The organism is Pseudomonas caspiana (assembly GCF_040224095.2).
In the GTDB taxonomy this organism is placed as follows: Bacteria; Pseudomonadota; Gammaproteobacteria; order Pseudomonadales; family Pseudomonadaceae; genus Aquipseudomonas; species Aquipseudomonas caspiana.
On sequence record NZ_CP167995.1, the window covers coordinates 3701294 to 3721847 of the forward strand.

The 20554-nt window shown below is 57.0% G+C and carries 18 protein-coding genes; 7 read left to right on the forward strand and 11 right to left on the reverse strand.

The features are described 5' to 3' along the window. The first annotated feature begins 2 nt into the window (after window positions 1–2). Window positions 3–737: a phosphoadenylyl-sulfate reductase gene (locus ABRP31_RS16955; protein ID WP_027902239.1), complete on the forward strand. Its 735-nt coding sequence runs from the start codon at window positions 3–5 to the stop codon at window positions 735–737. A 152-nt stretch (window positions 738–889) separates the two neighbouring features. On the opposite strand, the gene cysB is transcribed toward ABRP31_RS16955, so the two are convergent. The 3 genes from cysB to ABRP31_RS16970 form a co-directional block, all read right to left on the reverse strand. Continuing rightward, window positions 890–1864: an HTH-type transcriptional regulator CysB gene (gene cysB, locus ABRP31_RS16960; RefSeq protein WP_087265080.1), complete on the reverse strand. Its 975-nt coding sequence runs from the start codon at window positions 1862–1864 to the stop codon at window positions 890–892. 121 nt (window positions 1865–1985) lie between these two features. Beyond that, entirely contained in the window at window positions 1986–2498 is a 513-nt protein-coding gene (locus tag ABRP31_RS16965; protein WP_087265081.1) for a universal stress protein, read from the reverse strand. 141 nt (window positions 2499–2639) lie between these two features. Then, a complete protein-coding gene (locus ABRP31_RS16970) occupies window positions 2640–2975 on the reverse strand; it encodes a thioredoxin (RefSeq protein ID WP_349969416.1) in 336 nt (111 codons plus the stop codon). Window positions 2976–3192: 217 nt separating this feature from the next. Between ABRP31_RS16970 and ABRP31_RS16975 the strand changes: the two genes are divergently transcribed. Continuing rightward, the gene (locus tag ABRP31_RS16975) at window positions 3193–4269 is read left to right on the forward strand and encodes a 3-deoxy-7-phosphoheptulonate synthase (RefSeq protein WP_167384315.1); all 1077 of its coding nucleotides are present in this window, start codon (window positions 3193–3195) and stop codon (window positions 4267–4269) included. A gap of 67 nt (window positions 4270–4336) precedes the next feature. On the opposite strand, the gene ABRP31_RS16980 is transcribed toward ABRP31_RS16975, so the two are convergent. Beyond that, entirely contained in the window at window positions 4337–4618 is a 282-nt protein-coding gene (locus ABRP31_RS16980) for a GNAT family N-acetyltransferase (RefSeq protein ID WP_027902233.1), read from the reverse strand. Window positions 4619–5222: 604 nt separating this feature from the next. Between ABRP31_RS16980 and ABRP31_RS16985 the strand changes: the two genes are divergently transcribed. Next, window positions 5223–5474 carry an Lpp/OprI family alanine-zipper lipoprotein gene (locus ABRP31_RS16985; RefSeq protein WP_027902232.1) on the forward strand — a complete coding sequence of 84 codons (252 nt, stop codon included), beginning with the start codon at window positions 5223–5225 and terminating at the stop codon, window positions 5472–5474. Window positions 5475–5588: 114 nt separating this feature from the next. Here ABRP31_RS16985 and queF read toward each other — a convergent pair whose 3' ends face one another. The 5 genes from queF to ABRP31_RS17010 all read right to left on the reverse strand — a co-directional run bounded on the left by queF (window position 5589) and on the right by ABRP31_RS17010 (window position 10360). Continuing rightward, window positions 5589–6419, reverse strand: a complete 831-nt coding sequence (queF, locus tag ABRP31_RS16990) for an NADPH-dependent 7-cyano-7-deazaguanine reductase QueF (RefSeq protein ID WP_349969417.1) — start codon at window positions 6417–6419, stop codon at window positions 5589–5591. Between the two features lie 74 nt (window positions 6420–6493). Then, a complete protein-coding gene (locus tag ABRP31_RS16995) occupies window positions 6494–7006 on the reverse strand; it encodes a cupredoxin family protein (protein WP_349969418.1) in 513 nt (170 codons plus the stop codon). A 94-nt stretch (window positions 7007–7100) separates the two neighbouring features. After that, complete coding sequence (locus ABRP31_RS17000; RefSeq protein WP_349969419.1) at window positions 7101–8345, reverse strand: lipoprotein-releasing ABC transporter permease subunit; 1245 nt, start codon at window positions 8343–8345, stop codon at window positions 7101–7103. Window positions 8346–8418: 73 nt separating this feature from the next. Further along, window positions 8419–9102, reverse strand: coding sequence for a lipoprotein-releasing ABC transporter ATP-binding protein LolD (lolD, locus tag ABRP31_RS17005; protein ID WP_176469878.1), 684 nt, complete (start codon window positions 9100–9102; stop codon window positions 8419–8421). Window positions 9103–9109: 7 nt separating this feature from the next. Next, window positions 9110–10360, reverse strand: coding sequence for a lipoprotein-releasing ABC transporter permease subunit (locus tag ABRP31_RS17010; RefSeq protein WP_349969421.1), 1251 nt, complete (start codon window positions 10358–10360; stop codon window positions 9110–9112). A 125-nt stretch (window positions 10361–10485) separates the two neighbouring features. On the opposite strand from ABRP31_RS17010, the gene ABRP31_RS17015 reads away from it, so the two are divergent. Both ABRP31_RS17015 and ABRP31_RS17020 read left to right on the forward strand, forming a co-directional pair. Further along, window positions 10486–11067: a PilZ domain-containing protein gene (locus tag ABRP31_RS17015; protein ID WP_349969422.1), complete on the forward strand. Its 582-nt coding sequence runs from the start codon at window positions 10486–10488 to the stop codon at window positions 11065–11067. A gap of 195 nt (window positions 11068–11262) precedes the next feature. Beyond that, a complete protein-coding gene (locus ABRP31_RS17020; protein ID WP_087265088.1) occupies window positions 11263–11985 on the forward strand; it encodes a glycerophosphodiester phosphodiesterase in 723 nt (240 codons plus the stop codon). A gap of 42 nt (window positions 11986–12027) precedes the next feature. On the opposite strand, the gene sthA is transcribed toward ABRP31_RS17020, so the two are convergent. Beyond that, window positions 12028–13422, reverse strand: coding sequence for a Si-specific NAD(P)(+) transhydrogenase (gene sthA / locus ABRP31_RS17025; protein WP_087265089.1), 1395 nt, complete (start codon window positions 13420–13422; stop codon window positions 12028–12030). Between the two features lie 546 nt (window positions 13423–13968). Between sthA and ABRP31_RS17030 the strand changes: the two genes are divergently transcribed. Beyond that, a complete protein-coding gene (locus ABRP31_RS17030; protein ID WP_349969423.1) occupies window positions 13969–15261 on the forward strand; it encodes an MFS transporter in 1293 nt (430 codons plus the stop codon). A 155-nt stretch (window positions 15262–15416) separates the two neighbouring features. On the opposite strand, the gene ABRP31_RS17035 is transcribed toward ABRP31_RS17030, so the two are convergent. Continuing rightward, window positions 15417–16880 (reverse strand): glyceraldehyde-3-phosphate dehydrogenase, encoded by a 1464-nt coding sequence (locus tag ABRP31_RS17035; protein ID WP_087265091.1) that lies wholly within the window; start codon window positions 16878–16880, stop codon window positions 15417–15419. Window positions 16881–17096: 216 nt separating this feature from the next. On the opposite strand from ABRP31_RS17035, the gene mfd reads away from it, so the two are divergent. Continuing rightward, on the forward strand, window positions 17097–20549 hold the full coding sequence (mfd, locus tag ABRP31_RS17040) for a transcription-repair coupling factor (protein WP_349969424.1): 3453 nt from the start codon (window positions 17097–17099) through the stop codon (window positions 20547–20549). Window positions 20550–20554 lie beyond the last annotated feature (5 nt).

Here is a 20554-nt window from a genome sequence, read left to right on the forward strand (position 1 = left end):
TGATGAGCACACCCTTCGATGTCGCCGAGCTTGCCGCGACTTACGCCAACAAGTCGGCACAAGACATTCTCAAACTGGCCTTCCAGCATTTCGGTGACGAACTGTGGATTTCATTCAGCGGCGCCGAAGACGTGGTGCTGGTGGACATGGCCTGGAAACTGAACAAGAACGTCAAAGTTTTCAGTCTGGATACAGGTCGCCTGCATCCGGAAACCTATCGTTTTATCGAACAGGTGCGTGAGCACTACAAGATCGATATCGAAATCATGACCCCGGATCAGCAAAAGCTCGAACCTTTCGTCAAAGAGAAGGGTTTGTTCAGCTTTTATCGGGACGGTCACGGCGAATGCTGTGGCGTGCGCAAAATCGAACCGCTGCGCCGCAAGCTGTCGGGTGTGAAAGCCTGGGCCACCGGCCAGCGTCGCGACCAGAGCCCCGGCACTCGCAGCCAGGTTGCAGCCTTGGAAATTGACAGCGCGTTCTCCACTCCGGAGCGCACCCTGTACAAGTTCAACCCGTTGGCGCAGATGAGCAGCGAGGAAATCTGGGGTTACATCCGCATGCTGGAGCTGCCATACAACAGCCTGCACGAGCGCGGGTTCATCAGTATTGGCTGCGAGCCCTGCACGCGTCCGGTACTGCCGAACCAGCATGAACGCGAAGGCCGCTGGTGGTGGGAAGAAGCTACGCAGAAGGAGTGCGGACTGCATTCCGGAAATCTGATCGCGAAGGTGTAATGCCAACCTGTTACGCGCGCTATCGCCAATGAACATAGATCTGTAGGAGCGCACGAGCAACGCGAGGCCGCGATAGCGGTGTGTCAGACAGGATGCCTTCGCCGCCTCACTGTGCTCATGAGCTCCTAAAGATAAATGTGCCCAAACGCCGATCAATGCACCGGCAGTTCAACCCCGTCAAACAGCTCTTCCAGCTCCTGCTTGTTATGGCACTGGATCGCCTTGGCCATGACTTCGCGGGTCAGGTGCGGTGCGAACTTCTCGATGAAGTCGCACATGAAACCGCGCAGGAAAGTGCCACGGCGGAAGCCGATCTTGGTCACGCTTGATTCGAAAAGATCGCTGGCATCAAGCATGACCAGATCGCTATCCAGCTTGGTGTCGACCGCCATTTTCGCAACGATGCCAACACCCAGCCCCAGACGGACGTAAGTCTTGATGACGTCGGCGTCGGCGGCAGTGAACACGACTTTTGGCGTCAGGCCGCGATGACTGAACGCTTCATCCAGCTTGGAGCGACCGGTGAAGCCGAACACGTAAGTCACGATCGGGTATTCAGCCAGCACTTCCAGAGTCAACTTTGGCACCTTGGTCAGCGGGTGACCATGAGGCACCACAACGCAACGGTTCCAGCGGTAGCACGGCATCATCACCAGATCACCGAACAACTCCAGTGCTTCAGTAGCGATGGCGAAATCTACCGTGCCGTCAGCGGCCATTTCCGCGATTTGCATCGGCGAACCCTGGTGCATGTGCAACGACACGTCCGGATATTGTTTGATGAAGTTGCTGATCACTGGCGGCAGCGCGTAACGCGCCTGCGTGTGAGTCGTTGCAATAGACAGCGTGCCTTTCTTCTCATTGGAGAATTCCTGAGCAATCTGCTTGATGCTTTCGACCTTGCGCAGGATTTCGCCTGCGGTAGTAATGATGCGCTCGCCTGCCGGGGTAACACGGGTAAGGTGCTTGCCACTGCGCGCGAATACTTCCACTCCCAACTCATCCTCGAGCAAGCGGATCTGCTTGCTGATGCCTGGCTGAGAGGTATAAAGGCTCTGAGCCGTCGCGGAAACGTTGAGGTCGTGGTGCGCCACTTCCCAGATGTAGCGCAGTTGTTGAAGCTTCATATGAATCCCTCAAAGCAGGAAGACGCCAAGGGCATCAGCGACGGTATATAACTGGATTAATGGTAAGAGCGACAAAGCTAGAACTTTTTATCATCTTTAAGCGATAAAGGCACGCTCGATTTCAATCGATTGGTCCGCTGGACCGGCTCACGCTTTTGGCATACCCCGGCACCATGTACACCGGCACCTGCGAAAGCTGCAGAACCCGCGCGGCGGTTCGACCTATAGGCGTGGTGGTTTCCGCGTTACGGCTATGACTGCCGACAATAACCAGATCGACCTTGAGCTCGTCAGCCTGCCCCAGAATCACATCGCACGGATCGCCCTGAACCACCCGCACGGTGCTGATCAGCGCCAGATCCTGATGATCCTCGCCCAACTCTTCACGAAACCCATCCAGCACTCTCTGCTCGATACCCTCCATGACTGAACTCAACCCCTGACTGCGCAGATCCTTCAACGCGTCCTCATCCAGATAACTCTGCAGTACCGACTCGGCAAACGACCCGATAGGCTCCACCACATGCACCACGTAGAGCTCGGCATTGAATGTTCGAGCCAGTGCCAGCGCGTGCTGCATAACATAGGGCGCGTACAGACCGAGGTCTGTGGCATAGAGCATCGAGCGAATCATGTACGACCTCCCGGACAGCCAGAATGGCGGAGATGGAATCAGCTTAGCAGCGCCCTCAGGAGTGTGACGGCAATTACCTGCGAGCCCTTGAGGTGGCAGCTTTCTACTCGTTGCTGATACAAGTGAAGCGCAGATGAACACTCAAGGTAATTCATCTGACTGCGCACCCAAAGCCTGCGCCAGAGACTGCCGAATCCCGGTCAGGGTCAAGGGCGAACGCAGCCCGCCATAAAACAGCCCATCCTGAACCGCAAACAATGCCGGAAGATGAAATACCTCATACCGCGCAACCGCCCCGCCGTTTTCCTCGGCATCGATCCAGCAGATACGGTCCAGCCCCAGATCAAGTGTCGGAAGCAGTTCTCGGGCGTATCGACAACTGCTGCAGCCGACGCTGGTGAATATCAGAAGCGAAGTGCCGGGAAGTGCCAATAACTGATGATCAATATCAAAGTCGGTCAATTCAAGCTGGTTCAATTACTGCCTCCCACAATCTGTCACTCACTATCCCTGCCCCTGCAGGTGCTTGCAAATCAGCCTGCCGCGCGCATAACGCTCGATAAAGCGGCGTTTGCCCATTGTATCGGCACGGCCTAACGCGCTAAGGTTCGGTCCCCCGTTTCGCTCAATCATGCCTGGCTTCGCCCCACGGGGTTCGTTGGCGGCCGGCATACGCGACCTGATGAGTAGCACGATGGCTGATTTACCGATTGACGACCTCAACGTTTCCTCCAACGAGACACTGATCACACCCGATCAGCTCAAGCGCGAAATCCCGCTCACCGCCGCCGCACTGAAAACAGTGAGCAAGGGCCGTGAAGTGGTCCGCGATATTCTCGATGGCAAGGATCACCGCCTGTTCATCGTGATCGGGCCGTGCTCGATCCATGACATCAAGGCCGCACACGAATACGCCGAACGCCTCAAGGCGCTGGCCGCCGAGGTTTCCGACACGCTGTATCTGGTGATGCGCGTCTACTTCGAGAAGCCGCGTACCACCGTGGGCTGGAAAGGTCTGATCAACGATCCGTATCTGGACGACTCATTCAAGATTCAGGATGGCTTGCATATCGGCCGCCAATTGCTGCTGGACCTGGCTGAAATGGGCCTGCCGACAGCCACTGAAGCGCTCGACCCGATCTCCCCGCAGTATCTGCAGGACCTGATCAGTTGGTCGGCTATCGGCGCGCGGACCACCGAATCCCAGACCCACCGGGAAATGGCCTCAGGCCTGTCCTCGGCCGTGGGCTTCAAGAATGGCACCGATGGCGGCCTGACAGTCGCTATCAACGCCCTGCAATCGGTCTCCAGCCCGCACCGTTTCCTGGGTATCAACCAAGAAGGTGGCGTGTCCATCGTGACCACCAAAGGCAACGCCTATGGCCACGTGGTATTGCGCGGCGGCAACGGCAAGCCCAACTATGATTCAGTCAGCGTCGCGCTATGCGAGCAAGCGCTGAACAAGGCGAAGATTAAACCAAACATCATGGTTGATTGCAGCCACGCCAACTCCAACAAAGACCCTGCCCTGCAGCCGCTGGTCATGGAAAACGTCGCTAACCAGATTCTGGAAGGCAACCAGTCGATTATCGGCCTGATGGTCGAAAGCCATCTGAACTGGGGTTGCCAGGCCATTCCGAAGGATTTGGCCGAGCTACAGTACGGCGTGTCCGTGACCGATGCCTGCATCGATTGGGAAAGCACCGAAAAAACCTTGCGCAGCATGCACGCCAAGCTCAAGGACGTACTGCCGAAACGCCAACGCGGCTGATCAGCAGCACTCACGAAAACGCCGAGCATATGCTCGGCGTTTTTCATGGTGCTCACTGAAACCAGATTCAGATCTTGGCGGCCTGACGCTGGTTCCGCTCCATGTACCGCTCCACATAGGAGCACGACGGAATGACCGTGTACCCGATGCTGTCGGCGTAATCGAGCGCCTGCTCGGTCAATGCGGCAGCAATGCCCCTGCCGCGCAGCGCATTGGGGACAAAAGTCCGGTAAATATCCAGAGTCTGCTTACCCAGGTCCATATAGGTCAGGTAGGCACGGTGACCGTCAATGTTGATTTCAAACTGGTGACCGGTCTCATCATGGTGGATGGACAGCGCCTCGCTCATCACTACTCCTCGCGGGTCTTGGAATTTGACCCCTACCTTACCGATGTTTTTCCGGCGAAGGAACATCTACGCCACCCTGTGCCTGTTTTGGACACCGAGAAGAGCTTTGCTGATCCCAACAAAAGAGCACCTGCAAATAGTAGGCGTCATTTGGGAATATGCTCAAGCGTATCGACCGCAAAAAGCCGCGACCGGACATCTTATTGATCGGATGGTTGAACTGAACATCGCCGGAGCTTGTCGATTGAGACGCCGAGGCAAATTGAAAGTCACCTCGACGTGAGCTAAACATGAGTATGTTCGGCATATACCAGCAGCCAATGGACTTCGGCTGAGGAGGTGGATAATCCTCTCGTTGCAACTCTCCGACTACTGTCGGCCAGCCTCTGCTACATGGGCTGCGCAGGCAGATACTGCGGCGGCTGGATACTTTTCATACAAAACACATGAACAGTAAAGCGGAACACTTTCAAAGCGCAGAAAATGTGCGGCTTCTTGCGCTTCGTCAGTTTACTTACTACAAACAGTGGGTACTATGTACGCCGGTCATTTTCTCATTTTCGAGAGATGACTAATTTGAAAAAAGTCCTTGAAGGGGAACACAATGAACAACGCTCTGAAATTCTCTGCTCTGGCTCTGGCAGCAGTTCTGGCTACCGGTTGCAGCAGCGTATCCAAAGAAACCGAAGCTCGCCTGACAGCTACTGAAGACGCAGCTGCTCGTTCGCAAGCTCGTGCTGATGAAGCGTACCGCAAAGCTGACGAAGCTCTGGCTGCTGCTCAAAAAGCTCAGCAAACTGCTGACGAAGCCAACGAGCGCGCTCTGCGTATGTTGGACAAGGCTAGCCGCAAGTAATAATCCCCTCGGGATTATTGTTGCGAAGCCGATCCGGTTACCCGGATCGGCTTTTTTATTGCCCGCGCCTTGGCATGACACATAAAAAACCCGTCAACGACGGGTTTTTTATGCTTACTGACGAGCCAGTCGACGATTGTCAGGGCTGATCGATTCAGTGCTGCGATAAGGGTTGATATCCAGCCCGCCGCGTCGTACATAGCGCGCATAGACAGTCAGCTTCTCAGGCTTGAGCAGACGCTGCAGGTCGAGAAAAATACGCTCGACACATTGCTCATGGAAATCCGAATGCTGACGGAAGCTGACGATGTAAGCCAACAAGCTGGCAGCGTCCAGCTCAGCACCGCGGTACTCGACCGCAACACTGCCCCAATCCGGCTGACTGGTCACCGGGCAATTGGACTTGAGCAAATGGCTGTGCAGGCTTTGCTCGACAATCCGGGAGTCGTCGCAACGTAGCAGCTCCGGCTGCGGTCGGTCATAGCTATCGATGCTCACATCCAGATCATCAATGCACAGGCCCGGCATGCTCGCCACGCCTTCGCCTTCGATGTCCGCCAGAGTGCGGATACGCACACCTACTGGCTTACCCGCCGCTGCCGACAGGTCTTTGACCAACGTCGCGGTCAGCTCGGCCCGATCAGCAAATACCGTCTGGTTGAGCGAGTTGAGGTACAACTTGAACGACTTGGATTCGATGATATTCGGCGAGTCAGCCGCAATGCTGAATTCAGCAATGGCCACCACCGGCTTGCCGGAAGGCAGCAGCCAGGACAGCTCGTAGCAATTCCAGAAGTCGACGCCCTGATACGGTAACGTCTCGGCGGTCAGACCCAGCTCGGCCCATTTGGCGGCACGCGGGATCGGGAACAGCAGGGACGGCGTGTAAGTAGCGATGTATTCACTGGACTTGCCTAGCGGCGAGTGTTCGGCTGCGGGGTGCATGAAAAGTACCTGAGTCACATATAACTGACGAATTAAGCGCCAAGTTTATAGGGTTTACGTCGCCCTTTCAGCGACTAGTCGGTAATTGTCAGTTTGCCGACCATACCGGCCTGATAATGCCCTGGCAGGTTGCAGGCGAATTCCAGATTGCTGGCCTTGGCAAAGGTCCACGTCAGTTCGGTGGTTTTGCCCGGCTCAACCAGCACACTGTTTGGATCATCGTGCTTCATTTCCATGGAGCCATGGCCCATGTCGTGATGCACCATGCCGGTCGGCGTCAGCATGCCGCTTTGCTGCATCTTGATCATTTCCTGTTGATGGCTGGCGTGCATCGCCGCATCACCCAGGTTGAACTCATGCAGCAACTGGCCCTTGTTGATCAGCACGAAGCGCACCGTCTCACCTGCCTTGACCTCCACTGCTTTAGGGTCGAAATACATATCCCCCAATACCAGCTCGACAGTACGCGAAGCCTGAGCGGCTGGCGCAGCATGCCCGAAGACAAGCGCGGGAGCTGGCGATGCCAACAACGGCTGGCTGAGTGTCAGTAGCGCGGCAACCAATGTGAACCGGGCAATAGAGGGCATGGTGTTCTCCAGGGTGGCGACGAACAAAGGCTGAAGTTAATCAAGCAAGTGACCGGGCCTGACGACTGGAATCAAGTCAGGCCCGGACCATCAATCACTCATACCGCAATGCATGCGCGGGCTGAATCTGCGCTGCACGCCACGCCGGGTAAAGCGTGGCCAGGAAGCTGAGAATAAAGCCAGCGCTACAGATCAGCACCACATCGCCCGCTTGCAGCTCGGAGGGCAGATTGCTGATGAAGTACACGTCGGAGCTGAAGATATGCTGGCCACTGACCCGCTCCACCCAGCCCACAAGACTGCTGACGTTGATCGCAGCAATGATCCCCAGTACGCCACCGATGATGGTACCGACGATACCGATGACCGTGCCCTGCACCATGAAGATCGTCATGATCTGTCTCGGAGTCGCGCCGATGGTACGCAGGATCGCAATGTCGGCGCCCTTGTCGTTGACCACCATGATCAGCGTAGCAATGATGTTGAACGCAGCAACGGCGACGATCATCAGCAACAACAGGCCGATCATGGTCTTTTCCATTTTCATGGCGCTGAACAGGCTGCCCTGAGTATGGGTCCAGTCATCGGCGCGATAATCTGCGCCCAGACCTGCGGCAATCGTTTTCGATACTTCAGGCGCTTTGTACAGATCCTTGAGGGCCAGACGCACGCCCTGTACCTGATCGGGCTGCCAACGCTGTATCTGCGCAGCATCGGCGACGTTGATCAACGCCATGGACCCATCCAGTTCAGCGCCGACCTTGAAGATACCGACCACCGTCAGACGTTGCAGACGCGGCGTGATGCCGCCTGGCGCACTGCTGACTTCCGGCACGATCAATGTCAGTTTGTCGCCGACATTCAGACGGAAACGACGGGCGCTCAACTCGCCCAGTACGACACCAAACTCGCCCGCTTTGAGGTCTTCAAGTTTGCCCTGCACGATGTGCCGGGTGACGATAGACACCTCGTGCTCAAGCGCTGGATCCACGCCACTGATTTGAATCGGTTGCATCGCGCCCTTGTAAGAGAGCATGCCGTCCATCTCGGTGAACGGCACAGCGGCCGTGACTTGCGGATTTTTCAGCGAAGCGTCGGCCACCGGCTTCCAGTTATCCAGCGGCTTGACGCCCGCGATCACCGCATGGGGCACCATGCCGAGAATGCGTGAACTCATTTCCCGCTGAAAACCATTCATCACGGACAGCACCACGATCATCGCCAGCACGCCCAGCGCCAGACCAATCATCGAGGTCATGGAAATGAACGAGATGAAATGGTTGCGGCGCTTGGCGCGGGTATAGCGCGCGCCAATAAATATTGATAACGGTCGGAACATTCGCATAGCACCGTGGAAAGAATTGCCGCAAAAATAAACCCCCGACGCGATCAATTGCGCCGGGCTGGAGAGGTCAGGCTTCTACCAGACGACCGCCTTCCAGGCGCCACACACGATCCATTTGTCTGGCAAGGTTCATGTCGTGGGTCACCACAAGGAACGCCGTACGCGACGAAGTGCTCAGTTCCAGCATCAAGTCCTGAATACCTTGCGCAGTATGGTGATCGAGGTTACCCGTCGGCTCGTCGAGCATCACCAGCCCCGGCTGATTGACCAGCGCCCTTGCGATCGCCACGCGCTGACGTTCACCACCGGACAACTCGGAAGGTTTGTGCGCCAGACGATGCCCCAGCCCTACCCGCTCAAGTAGCGCGGTGGCACGCTGACGAGCTTCGGGAATCGCCGTCTTGCCGATCAACAGCGGCATGCAGACGTTTTCCAGCGCAGTGAACTCCGGCAACAAATGGTGAAACTGGTAGACGAAGCCCAAGGCCCGGTTGCGCAGCAGACCGCGGGCTTTTTCACCCAACGCGGAGAGCTCTTCGCCAGCCAGCCAGACGCTGCCCTCCGAAGGTGTGTCCAGACCGCCCAAGAGGTTGAGCAAGGTACTTTTACCAGAACCCGAACTGCCGACAATCGCCACGCGCTCGCCTGGGAACAACTCCAGTTGCAGTCCGGACAGAACCACTACCGACTCAGGGCCTTCCTCGTAGGATTTGCCCAGGTTGCGGCAACTCAATACTGCTTTATCACTCATGCCCGACTCACTCATAACGTAACGCCTCCGCCGGTTGGGTGCGCGCTGCGCGCCAGGCCGGATACAAGGTGGCGAGGAAACTCAGGATCAATGCCGCGCTGCAGACCATCAACACGTCCTCGGCCATCAGTTGCGACGGCAAGTAGTCGATGAAATACACATCGGCATTGAGAAACTTGTGGCCGATAAGGCCTTCCAGCAGGGAGATCGCAGCGCTGACGTTAAGCGCGGCGATGATACCCACTACAGCACCGATGAAAGTGCCGACGACCCCGATCACTGTGCCCTGGACCATGAAAATCGCCATGATCTGCCCGGGCGTCGAGCCCAGCGTGCGCAGGATCGCGATGTCGCCCTTCTTGTCGTTGACCACCATCACCAGCGTGGAAATGATGTTGAACGCCGCAACAGCCACAATCAGCAACAGCAGCAGCCCGATCATGGCTTTTTCCATACGGATCGCCTGATACAGGTTACCGTGGGTGCGGGTCCAGTCACGGGAGTAATAATTGTGCTCGCCCAGGGTCTGGGCGATTTGATAGGAAGTACGAGGCGCCTCGAACAGGTCTTCGAACTTCAGGCGCAACCCCTGAACGTCATTGGCTTTCCAGCGATGCAGGCGACCCAGATCGTCGATATTGGTCAGCCCAAGGTAGCCGTCCAGTTCACCAGCGCCCACATGGAAAATACCCGTCACGGTAAAGCGCTTCATGCGCGGAAACATCCCGGCAGGTGTGACCGTGACTTCAGGCGCGACGAAAGTCACCTTGTCGCCGATGCCGACACCGAGTTTGGTAGCAGCCTTGTCACCGATCACGATGCCGAAGTCACCGGCAGCCAGATCATCCAGCTTCCCCTGCCTCATGAAATTGTCGATGATCGAAACTTTGCGCTCTTGCGCCGGGTCGATGCCATTAAGCAGGACTTTCTGCACGTTGCCATTGTTGGTCAACAGCCCCTGCATCTGAGTGAATGGCGCGACGGCCAGCACCTGCGGGTTCTGCCTGACTTTGTCAGCCAGGGACTGCCAGTTGCCAATCGGCTCACCGGCTTCAATGGTGGCGTGAGGAACCATGCCGAGTACACGAGTACGCATTTCATGATCGAAACCATTCATGACCGATAACACGACTATCATCACCACTACGCCCAGGGCGAGACCGATCATGGAAGTCAGGGAAATGAAGGAGACAAAATGATTGCGGCGTTTGGCACGGGTATAACGCGTGCCTATGAATACAAAAAGAGGTCTGAACATTTAGGGACTTGTTCGGAGGAATGGGAACGTCCTTGTGGCGGGCCTAAGCATGCAGCTTTACACTCGAAAACATTCTAAGCACTGCGAGCAACCACTATGACCATCGCCGCTACCATGGGTTCGCCATGTCGACATTAGATGAAGAAGAACGCCGCGAATACTACCGTATCGAGGACAGTGTCGCACTGGAAATTAACCTGCTTTCCAGTACCGACCAGAGCGGGCATCAGGCCATGCGCGAGACCTCGGCTCTCTTTGAACTGCTCAGCGAATTGCACATCAACGAGTTCGAATCCCAGCACCTTTTGCGCCAACTCGACGAGCGTGACCGGGTAGTGAGCAGCCTGCTGCAATCGTTCGGAAAACGCATCGAGCTACTTGGCCGTGTGGTAGCACAAACCACGCTGGGCAAGCTGGGCGCCCCGCAGCCCGTGACTATTTCCGAAGGTGGCGTGCAGTTTCACAGCGATACCAGCTATGCGGTAGACGCCCAACTGTCGATCAAAATGGTCCTGATGCCACAGGCTTCGGCGTTGATGCTGCACGCCAAAGTGACGCATTGCGACATTCTGCTGGATGGCCAATTCGAGATCGGCACCGAGTTCATCGACCTGCCGGACTCCCAACGCCAACTGCTAGCCCGATACATTTTGCAACGACAAGCTGCGCTTAGGCGCCAGGCGCTTGAGCAGGAAAAGCCTGAATAAACGAAAGCGGGCCAAGCAGACGCTGCACCTGTAGGAGCTGCCGAAGGCTGCGATGGCAGTGCGTCAGACTAAATGCTTCGCAGCCTCCGGCAGCTCCTACAGGGAATGTATTCCATCCAGAGGGTGCATTTCGATAACAGTAAAGAACTGACTATCCAACCAAGACCGACGCCTTGAAGGCCACCAGGAGTAAACGTGACCCTTATTTATGGCCATCGCGGCGCCAAAGGCGAAGCACCGGAAAACACCCTGACCAGTTTTCAGGAATGCCTGAAACACGGCGTACGTCGCTGCGAGCTGGATCTGCATTTATCCCGTGACGGGGAACTGATGGTGATTCACGACCCGACTCTGAAACGCACCACCGACCGACGAGGCAAAGTGATCGAGCACAGCGCCGACGATCTGGTGACCTACGATGCACGTAAGGGCGGCCCGGGCTGGATTAACCCCTGCCCGATTCCCCGCCTGGAAGAACTGTTCGAAAAGTGCGACTTCGAGCACTGGCAGCTGGAAGTCAAAAGCGCTTCGCGCACCCGCGCCGCGTCGACCGTACTGGCCATTCGTGAAATGGCTCAGCGCCACGGCTTGCTGGACAAGATCACCATCACTTCAAGCTCTCGGGAAGTGCTCAAAGCGGCACTGGAACTGACGCCGGACATTTCACGCGGTCTGGTGGCCGAATACGCATGGCTCGACCCGCTGAAGGTCGCGCAAAGCTACGGCTGTGAGTACCTGGCATTGAACTGGACACTCTGCACCCCTGAGCGCCAGCAAAAAGCTCAGCGTCAGGGTTTGCATGTGTCGGTGTGGACGGTCAACGAACCCGCACTGATGCGCAGGCTCGCCGACTTCGGCGTGGACAGCCTGATTACAGACTTTCCCGGTTTGGCCAGCGCCACCCTCGAGAATCGCTGAAATCGGTCTCCCCGGCCGGCTCAGGCCACCGGCCGGAGTCGCTTAAAAAAGCCGGTTCAGGCCATCGTAAGCAGCTACCCGATAGGCTTCGGCCATGGTCGGGTAGTTGAACGTGGTGTTGACGAAATACTTCAGGGTATTGGCTTCACCCGGCTGATTCATGATCGCCTGCCCGATGTGCACAATCTCTGACGCCTGGTCGCCGAAGCAATGCACGCCCAGCACTTCCAGCGTTTCACGATGGAACAGAATCTTCAGCATGCCCACGCGCTCGCCTGAGATTTGCGCTCGGGCCATCCCCTTGAAGAACGCCTTGCCCACTTCGTACGGCACTTTCGCTTGCGTCAGTTCATGTTCGTTTTTGCCGATCGAGCTGATTTCCGGAATCGTATAGATACCGGTCGGCACGTCGTTGACGTAACGCCAGCTGCCGTTGTCGACCACTACACCCGCTGCTGAACGGCCCTGATCGTAAGCAGCACTGGCCAGACTCGGCCAGCCGATCACGTCACCCGCGCCGTAAATATTCGGCACGTTGGTGCGATAGCTTTCGTCGACTTCAATCTGGCCGCGGCCGTTAGCCTTGATACCGACGTTTTCCAGACCCAGCTTGTCGGTGTTGCCGGTACGGCCGTTACACCAGAGCAAGGCATCTGCCTTAATCTTCTTGCCAGACTTGAGGTGCAGGATCACTCCATTATCCAGCCCTTCAACCTTTTCGTACTCTTCGTTATGGCGAACCATCACGTTGTTGTTACTGAAGTGATAACTCAACGCCTGAGAGATTTCCGAATCCAGGAAGCTCAGCAACTGATCGCGGTTATCCACCAGTTCAACCATGACCCCCAGACCACTGAAGATCGAAGCGTATTCACAGCCGATCACGCCAGCGCCATAAATGATCAGTTTGCGCGGGGTGTGGCCGAGGCTGAGGATCGTGTCGCTGTCGTAGATGCGCTTGTGGGAGAAGTCGATATCCGCAGGACGGTAAGGACGCGAACCGGTCGCAATAATGATCTGGTTGGCGACCAGCTTCTCCACGACACCGTTGCCACACACCACATCAATGCTGCGCTCATCAGCAAAGCTGCCGGTGCCGAAAAACACATCGACACGGTTGCGGGCGTAATAGCCGGTACGTGAGGACACCTGTTTCGAAATAACGATTTCAGCGTTCTTCAACACGTCCGGGAACGAAAACCAGCGTGGCTCGCCAATGGCCCGGAACATAGGGTTGGTGTTGAAGTGGATGATTTGCTTGACCGAGTGACGCAATGCCTTGGACGGGATAGTGCCCAAGTGTGTGCAGTTGCCGCCGACCTGCCGACGGCTGTCGACCATCGCTACTTTACGCCCTGCCTTGGCGGCGTTCATTGCCGCGCCTTCTCCGGCAGGGCCGGAACCCAGTACTACTACGTCGTAGTTGTAGACAGCCATGCGTACTCCTTAGAACAGGCCGAGGTGCCACTCTGGCATCTCTGGCTAAATCACATCGCGGCCGGCGACATGAAGGATCAGAACCTGGCGCGCAGTTTAAACCGCCACCCAAGCGTGGAACATTAACCGTTGGTAGCGCCATAGGCCACTTTTGTCTGCGACCGAATGACGCGTCCATCGCCCACGGCTGCGCATGATAAAGCCCTTGGCGTGACGATTCACCTCAAAAACAAAAGATTGATCCAATCTTCGCCATCTCTCGTTTGACGTATCGCTCACAGACAGCTGATCACTGCGTGTACAAGCCAATTCGAGCCCGGCATGCCCTCGCGTTAAGTATCCAGAGTTGTCTTTAGCACCTTTTACACATATGGTTACAATTGTGCGTCGCGTGCAGGCAGGAGCCTTGACCGATGCAGCAGGACATAAAAATACAACGGATCCTTTGAGGCCCCTGTCACCTTCAATACGCCTGAGCCAGAGCCATCTGACGGTAATTGAAGCTGCACAAGCCTCTGACCAGATAGCCCAAGCGAGTAATTTTCAATGACCTCGAACACCGGCAAAGGCAAGGCGATATTTCGCGTTGTCAGCGGCAACTTCCTTGAAATGTTTGACTTCATGGTCTACGGCTTCTACGCCACTGCCATCGCCAAAACCTTCTTCCCTGCCGACAGCGCATTCGCTTCACTGATGCTTTCCCTGGCAACGTTCGGCGCAGGATTTCTGATGCGACCTCTAGGCGCGATCTTCCTCGGCGCTTATATCGACCGTCACGGTCGCAAAAAAGGTCTGGTAGTGACTCTGGCGATGATGGCCATGGGCACAGTGCTGATTGCCTGCGTACCCGGCTATGCAACGCTTGGCGTCGCCGCTCCGCTGCTGGTTTTGCTGGGACGCTTGTTGCAAGGCTTTTCTGCAGGCGTGGAACTGGGCGGTGTCTCGGTTTATCTGGCAGAAATCTCTACTCCCGGCCGTAAAGGTTTCTTCGTCAGTTGGCAGTCCGCCAGTCAACAAGCCGCCGTGGTCTTCGCAGGTTTGCTGGGTGTTGCGCTGAATCACTGGCTGAGCCCGGAAGAAATGGGTGAATGGGGCTGGCGCGTGCCGTTCCTGATCGGCTGCCTGATCGTGCCGGTGATTTTCGTGATTCGTCGCTCGATGGAAGAAACCCCGGAATTCGAAGCTCGCACTCATCGCCCGACGCTTAAAGAAGTCGTGCGCTCGATTAGCCAAAACTTCGGCCTGGTGATTGGCGGCATGGCGTTGGTGATCATGACCACCGTGTCGTTCTACCTGATTACCGCCTACACGCCGACGTTCGGTAAAAACGAGCTGCACCTGTCTGACCTCGACAGCTTGATCGTCACGGTTTTCGTCGGGATCTCGAACTTCATCTGGCTGCCGGTGATGGGCGCGCTGTCTGACCGCATTGGCCGCAAGCCTTTGCTCGTTGCTGCAACCGTTCTGGCCATTGCGACGGCCTACCCTGCTCTGTCCTGGCTGGTGGCCAATCCGAGTTTCGGCAACTTGTTGATGGTCGAGCTTTGGCTATCGTTCCTCTACGGGTCGTACAACGGTGCGATGGTGGTTGCCCTGACCGAGATCATGCCGGTGGAGGTGCGCACCACAGGCTTCTCGCTGGCCTACAGCCTGGCAACCGCGACCTTTGGCGGCTTTACCCCGGCAGCGTGCACCTACCTGATTCACGCGCTGGACAACAAAGCAGCGCCGGGCATCTGGCTCACGGGTGCAGCAGTGTTGGGCCTGGTGGCCACGCTGGTTCTGTTCCGTAAGGGCGGGCAAAAACTGCAAGCGCCTGAGGCCATGACCGCTGGCTGAGTAGATTCTTGTAGGAGCTGCCGAAGGCTGCGAACAGCGGAGTGTCAGATACATAGCCTTCGCAGCCTTCGGCAGCTCCTACAGGTACCGGACCACAAAAAAAACGCCCCGACCAGTTACCCGGTCGGGGCGTTTTTCATTCTGCTATTCGCAGCTTAGCGTGGGAACGCTGGAGGGTTAACGCCCGCCATGTCTTCCATCACGCGGACCACCTGATGGCTGTAACCGAACTCGTTGTCGTACCAGACGTACAGAACAACGCGGTTATCGTTGGCAATGGTCGCTTCAGCGTCGACTACACCAGCATGACGCGAACCTACGAAGTCAGTGGAAACCACTTCTTGGGAGTTCACGAAGTCGATCTGCTTGTGCAGGTCCGAGTGCAGCGCCATGTAGCGCAGGTACTCGTTCATTTCTTCGCGAGTAGTCGCCTTCTCAAGGTTCAGGTTGAGAATAGCCATCGACACGTTCGGCGTTGGTACGCGAATCGCGTTGCCGGTCAGCTTGCCAGCCAGTTCAGGCAGCGCTTTGGCAGCCGCAGTGGCAGCACCGGTTTCGGTGATAACCATGTTCAGCGCGGCGCTACGGCCACGGCGATCGCCCTTGTGGAAGTTGTCGATCAGGTTCTGGTCGTTGGTGTACGAGTGAACCGTTTCAACGTGACCGTTGACGATACCGAACTTGTCGTTGACTGCCTTGAGCACCGGCACGATGGCGTTGGTGGTGCAGGAAGCTGCCGAAACGATCTTGTCGTCAGCAGTGATTTCACCGTGGTTGATGCCGTGCACGATGTTTTTCAGCTTGCCTTTGCCTGGAGCAGTCAGCACTACGCGGTCGATGCCTGGACACGCAAGGTGCTGACCCAGACCGTCGGCATCACGCCATACACCAGTGTTATCCACCAGCAGTGCGTCCTTGATACCGTACTGGGTGTAATCCACCTCGGTAGGGTTCTTGGCGTAGATGACCTGAATCAGGTTGCCGTTAGCAGTGATGGTGCTGTTGGCTTCATCAATAGTGATGGTGCCATCGAAAGAACCATGCACCGAGTCTCGACGCAGCAGGCTGGCGCGCTTGACCAGATCGTTTTCGGCGCCTTTGCGGACGACGATTGCACGCAGACGCAGGCCATCACCGCCGCCGGTTTTTTCGATCAGGATGCGCGCCAGCAGGCGACCGATCCGGCCGAAACCGTACAGCACAACATCAGTACCCTTACGTGGAGAAGCATTCTGCTGACCTACCAGCTCGGCCAGTTCTTCACGAACGAACTGCTCGGCGGTGCGGCCGTTGCCTTCAGTCTTGAACTTGACGGCCAGTTTGCCGAGGTCCACCGAGGCTGAGCCCAGTTTGAGCTCGCTCATGGCCTTAACGAGCGGGAAAGTCTCGTGTACGGACAACTCGCTTGCATCGGACTGGCGGTGACGCGCAAAGCGGTGGGCTTTGAGAATCGCGATAACCGATCGGTTGATCAGGCTGCGGCCATAGATCGAACTCACCACATTATTATTGCGGTAGAGCTGACCGATAAGCGGGATCATCGTCTCGGCGAGAGCTTCACGATCAATCCATTCACCAAGACACTGGTCGGGCTTCTGAGTCACGGGAACCTTCCACATGTAGGGGCTGAAAAAAGGGGCTACATTATGCCGCCGCCTTTGTTTAAGGGCAATGCGCGGTAGTCAGATCAGCGAGCACTACATTTTGTTCCGCTGCACTTCAGAAAATGCCCGGGCGTGCACTTCTGAATCACAGCGTAGTCTTAGACCTGACATTTGCACCCTTCCCCCGGTACAATCGCGGCCCTCGTCGCAACGCTTGGAGCTCAATCTTCCGTGCCTGTTCTGCGTCTACCGCTACTCCCTGCCGCTGCAGGCAAACAACACTGGGGCAACCTTCCCGGTGCAGCGCTGAGCCTGGCGATTGCCGAAGCGGCCAGTGCGGCCAAGCGCTTCACCCTGCTTTTGACCGCCGACAGCCAGAGTGCCGAGCGGCTTGAGCAAGAGCTGAAGTTCTTTGCACCCACCTTGCCGGTGTTGCATTTCCCGGACTGGGAAACCCTGCCCTACGATTTGTTCTCGCCGCACCAGGACATCATTTCCCAGCGGATTGCGAGCCTCTATCGCCTGCCAGAGCTGGTTCATGGTGTTCTGGTAGTGCCTATCACTACTGCCCTACACCGATTGGCGCCGACCAAATTCCTGCTGGGCAGCAGTCTGGTACTGGATATAGGTCAGAAACTCGACATCGAGGCCATGCGCACGCGGCTGGAGGCGAGCGGGTATCGCTACGTCGATACGGTTTATGAGCACGGCGAGTTCACGGTACGCGGCAACCTGGTCGATCTGTTTCCGATGGGCAGCAAACTGCCGTACCGGATCGACCTGTTCGATGACGAAATCGAAACACTGCGCACCTTTGATCCAGAGAACCAGCGCTCCATCGATAAAGTCGACTCGGTGCGCCTGTTGCCTGCACGTGAATTCCCTCTGCAAAAGGAAGAAGTCACACGCTTCAAGGCACGTTTTCGCGAACGCTTTGATGTGGATTTCCGCCGCAGCCCGATCTTTCAAGACCTGAGCAGCGGCATCACACCGGCCGGTATCGAGTATTACCTGCCGCTGTTCTTCGAAGAAACCTCGACCCTGTTCGACTATCTGCCTCAGGACACTCAGGTGTTTTCCCTGCCAGGTATTGAACAGGCCGCAGAAAACTTCTGGAATGACGTGCGCAACCGTTATGAGGAGCGTCGCGTAGACCCCGAGCGGCCTCTGTTACCTCCCGCTGAATTGTTCTTGCCGGTGGAAGACTGCTTTGCACGCCTTAAAAGCTGGCCCAGAGTGGTTGCTAGCCAACAGGACGTCGAAACAGGCGTGGGCCGCGAGCGCTTCCCGGCGCAGTTGCTGCCGGAGCTGGCCATCGAAGCCAAGGCCAATCAGCCGCTGGCTGCCTTGTCGAAGTTCATTGAAGAATTCGACGGCCGCATCCTGTTTACCGCTGAATCAGCGGGTCGCCGCGAGGTGCTGCTGGAGCTGCTCGAACGTCTGAAGCTGCGACCTAAAACCGTCGACGGCTGGAATGACTTCGTCGAGGGTAAAGATCGGCTGTCGATCACCATCGCTCCGCTGGATGACGGCCTGCTGCTCGAACAACCCGCCATTGCCCTGATCGCTGAAAGTCCGTTGTTCGGGCAGCGTGTGATGCAGCGTCGGCGTCGCGAGAAACGCACCGACGGCGGCAATAACGATGCCGTCATCAAAAACCTGACCGAGTTGCGTGAAGGCGCGCCGGTGGTGCACATCGACCACGGTGTCGGTCGCTACCTGGGACTGGCGACACTGGAAGTTGAAAATCAGGTCGCCGAATTCCTGATGCTGGCTTACGCCGAAGACGCCAAGCTGTATGTCCCGGTGGCCAACCTGCATCTCATCGCCCGTTACACCGGCAGCGATGACGCTCTGGCCCCGCTGCACCGGCTGGGTTCGGAAACCTGGCAGAAAGCCAAGCGCAAGGCGGCGGAACAAGTACGCGACGTCGCCGCCGAGCTATTGGACATTTATGCTCGCCGTGCCGCACGCGAAGGCTACGCGTTTGCCGACCCGAAAGCCGATTACGCCACGTTCAGCGCGGGCTTCCCGTTCGAAGAAACGCCTGACCAGCAGACCACTATCGATGCCGTACGCGCCGATATGCTCGCACCAAAGCCCATGGACCGGCTGGTCTGCGGCGACGTGGGCTTCGGCAAGACGGAAGTGGCCATGCGCGCAGCGTTCATCGCCGTACATGGCGGCCGTCAGGTGGCGATTCTGGTGCCGACCACCCTGCTCGCCCAGCAGCACTACAACAGTTTCCGCGACCGCTTTGCTGACTGGCCGGTGAGCGTTGAAGTGATGAGTCGCTTCAAGTCCGCCAAGGAAGTCAACGCCGCCGTCGCTGATCTGGCCGAGGGCAAGATCGATATCGTCATCGGCACGCACAAGCTGCTGCAGGACGACGTGAAGATCAAGAATCTGGGCCTTGTCATCATCGACGAAGAACACCGCTTCGGTGTGCGTCAGAAAGAACAGCTGAAAGCGCTGCGCAGCGAAGTCGACATTCTGACCCTCACCGCGACGCCAATCCCGCGCACGCTGAACATGGCCGTATCCGGCATGCGCGATCTGTCGATCATCGCCACGCCGCCCGCTCGACGTCTGTCCGTACGGACCTTCGTCATGGAGCAGAACAAGCCGACGGTCAAAGAGGCGCTGCTGCGTGAGCTGTTGCGCGGTGGTCAGGTGTACTACCTGCACAACGACGTAAAAACCATCGAAAAATGCGCCGCGGATCTGGCCGAACTCGTGCCGGAAGCGCGGATCGGCATCGGTCATGGGCAGATGCGTGAACGCGAACTCGAACAGGTGATGAGCGACTTCTATCACAAGCGTTTCAACGTGCTGATCGCCTCGACCATTATCGAGACCGGTATCGACGTACCGAGTGCCAACACCATCATCATCGAGCGCGCCGACAAATTCGGTCTGGCGCAATTGCACCAGTTGCGCGGCCGGGTCGGCCGCAGTCACCACCAGGCCTATGCTTACCTGCTGACACCGCCACGCAAGCAGATCACTCCGGATGCAGAAAAGCGTCTGGAGGCCATCGCCAATACTCAGGACTTGGGGGCCGGCTTTGTGCTGGCCACCAACGACCTGGAAATCCGTGGCGCAGGCGAATTGCTGGGCGACGGTCAAAGCGGACAGATTCAGGCCGTGGGCTTCACGCTGTACATGGAAATGCTTGAGCGAGCGGTGAAGTCGATCCGCAAGGGTGAACAACCGAACCTCGACCAGCCTCTGGGCGGCGGGCCGGAAATCAACCTGCGCGTACCGGCCCTGATTCCGGAAGCCTATTTGCCCGATGTGCATACGCGCCTGATTCTCTACAAGCGCATCGCCAATGCCACAGACGAAGACAGCCTCAAGGATTTGCAAGTCGAGATGATTGATCGCTTCGGCCTGCTACCTGAACCAACCAAGAATCTGGTGCGCATCACCCTGCTCAAACTGCAGGCGGAGCAACTGGGCATCAAGAAGGTCGATGCAGGACCGCAAGGCGGCCGCATTGAATTTGCTGCTGAGACCCCCGTTGATCCGCTGACCCTGATCAAGTTGATTCAGGGCCAGCCCAACCGCTATAAATTCGAAGGTGCCACGCTGTTCAAATTCATGGTGCCCATGGAGCGACCGGAAGAGCGCTTCAACACCATCGAGGCGCTCTTTGAGCGCCTGACCCCGAAAACTGCTTGAAGGAT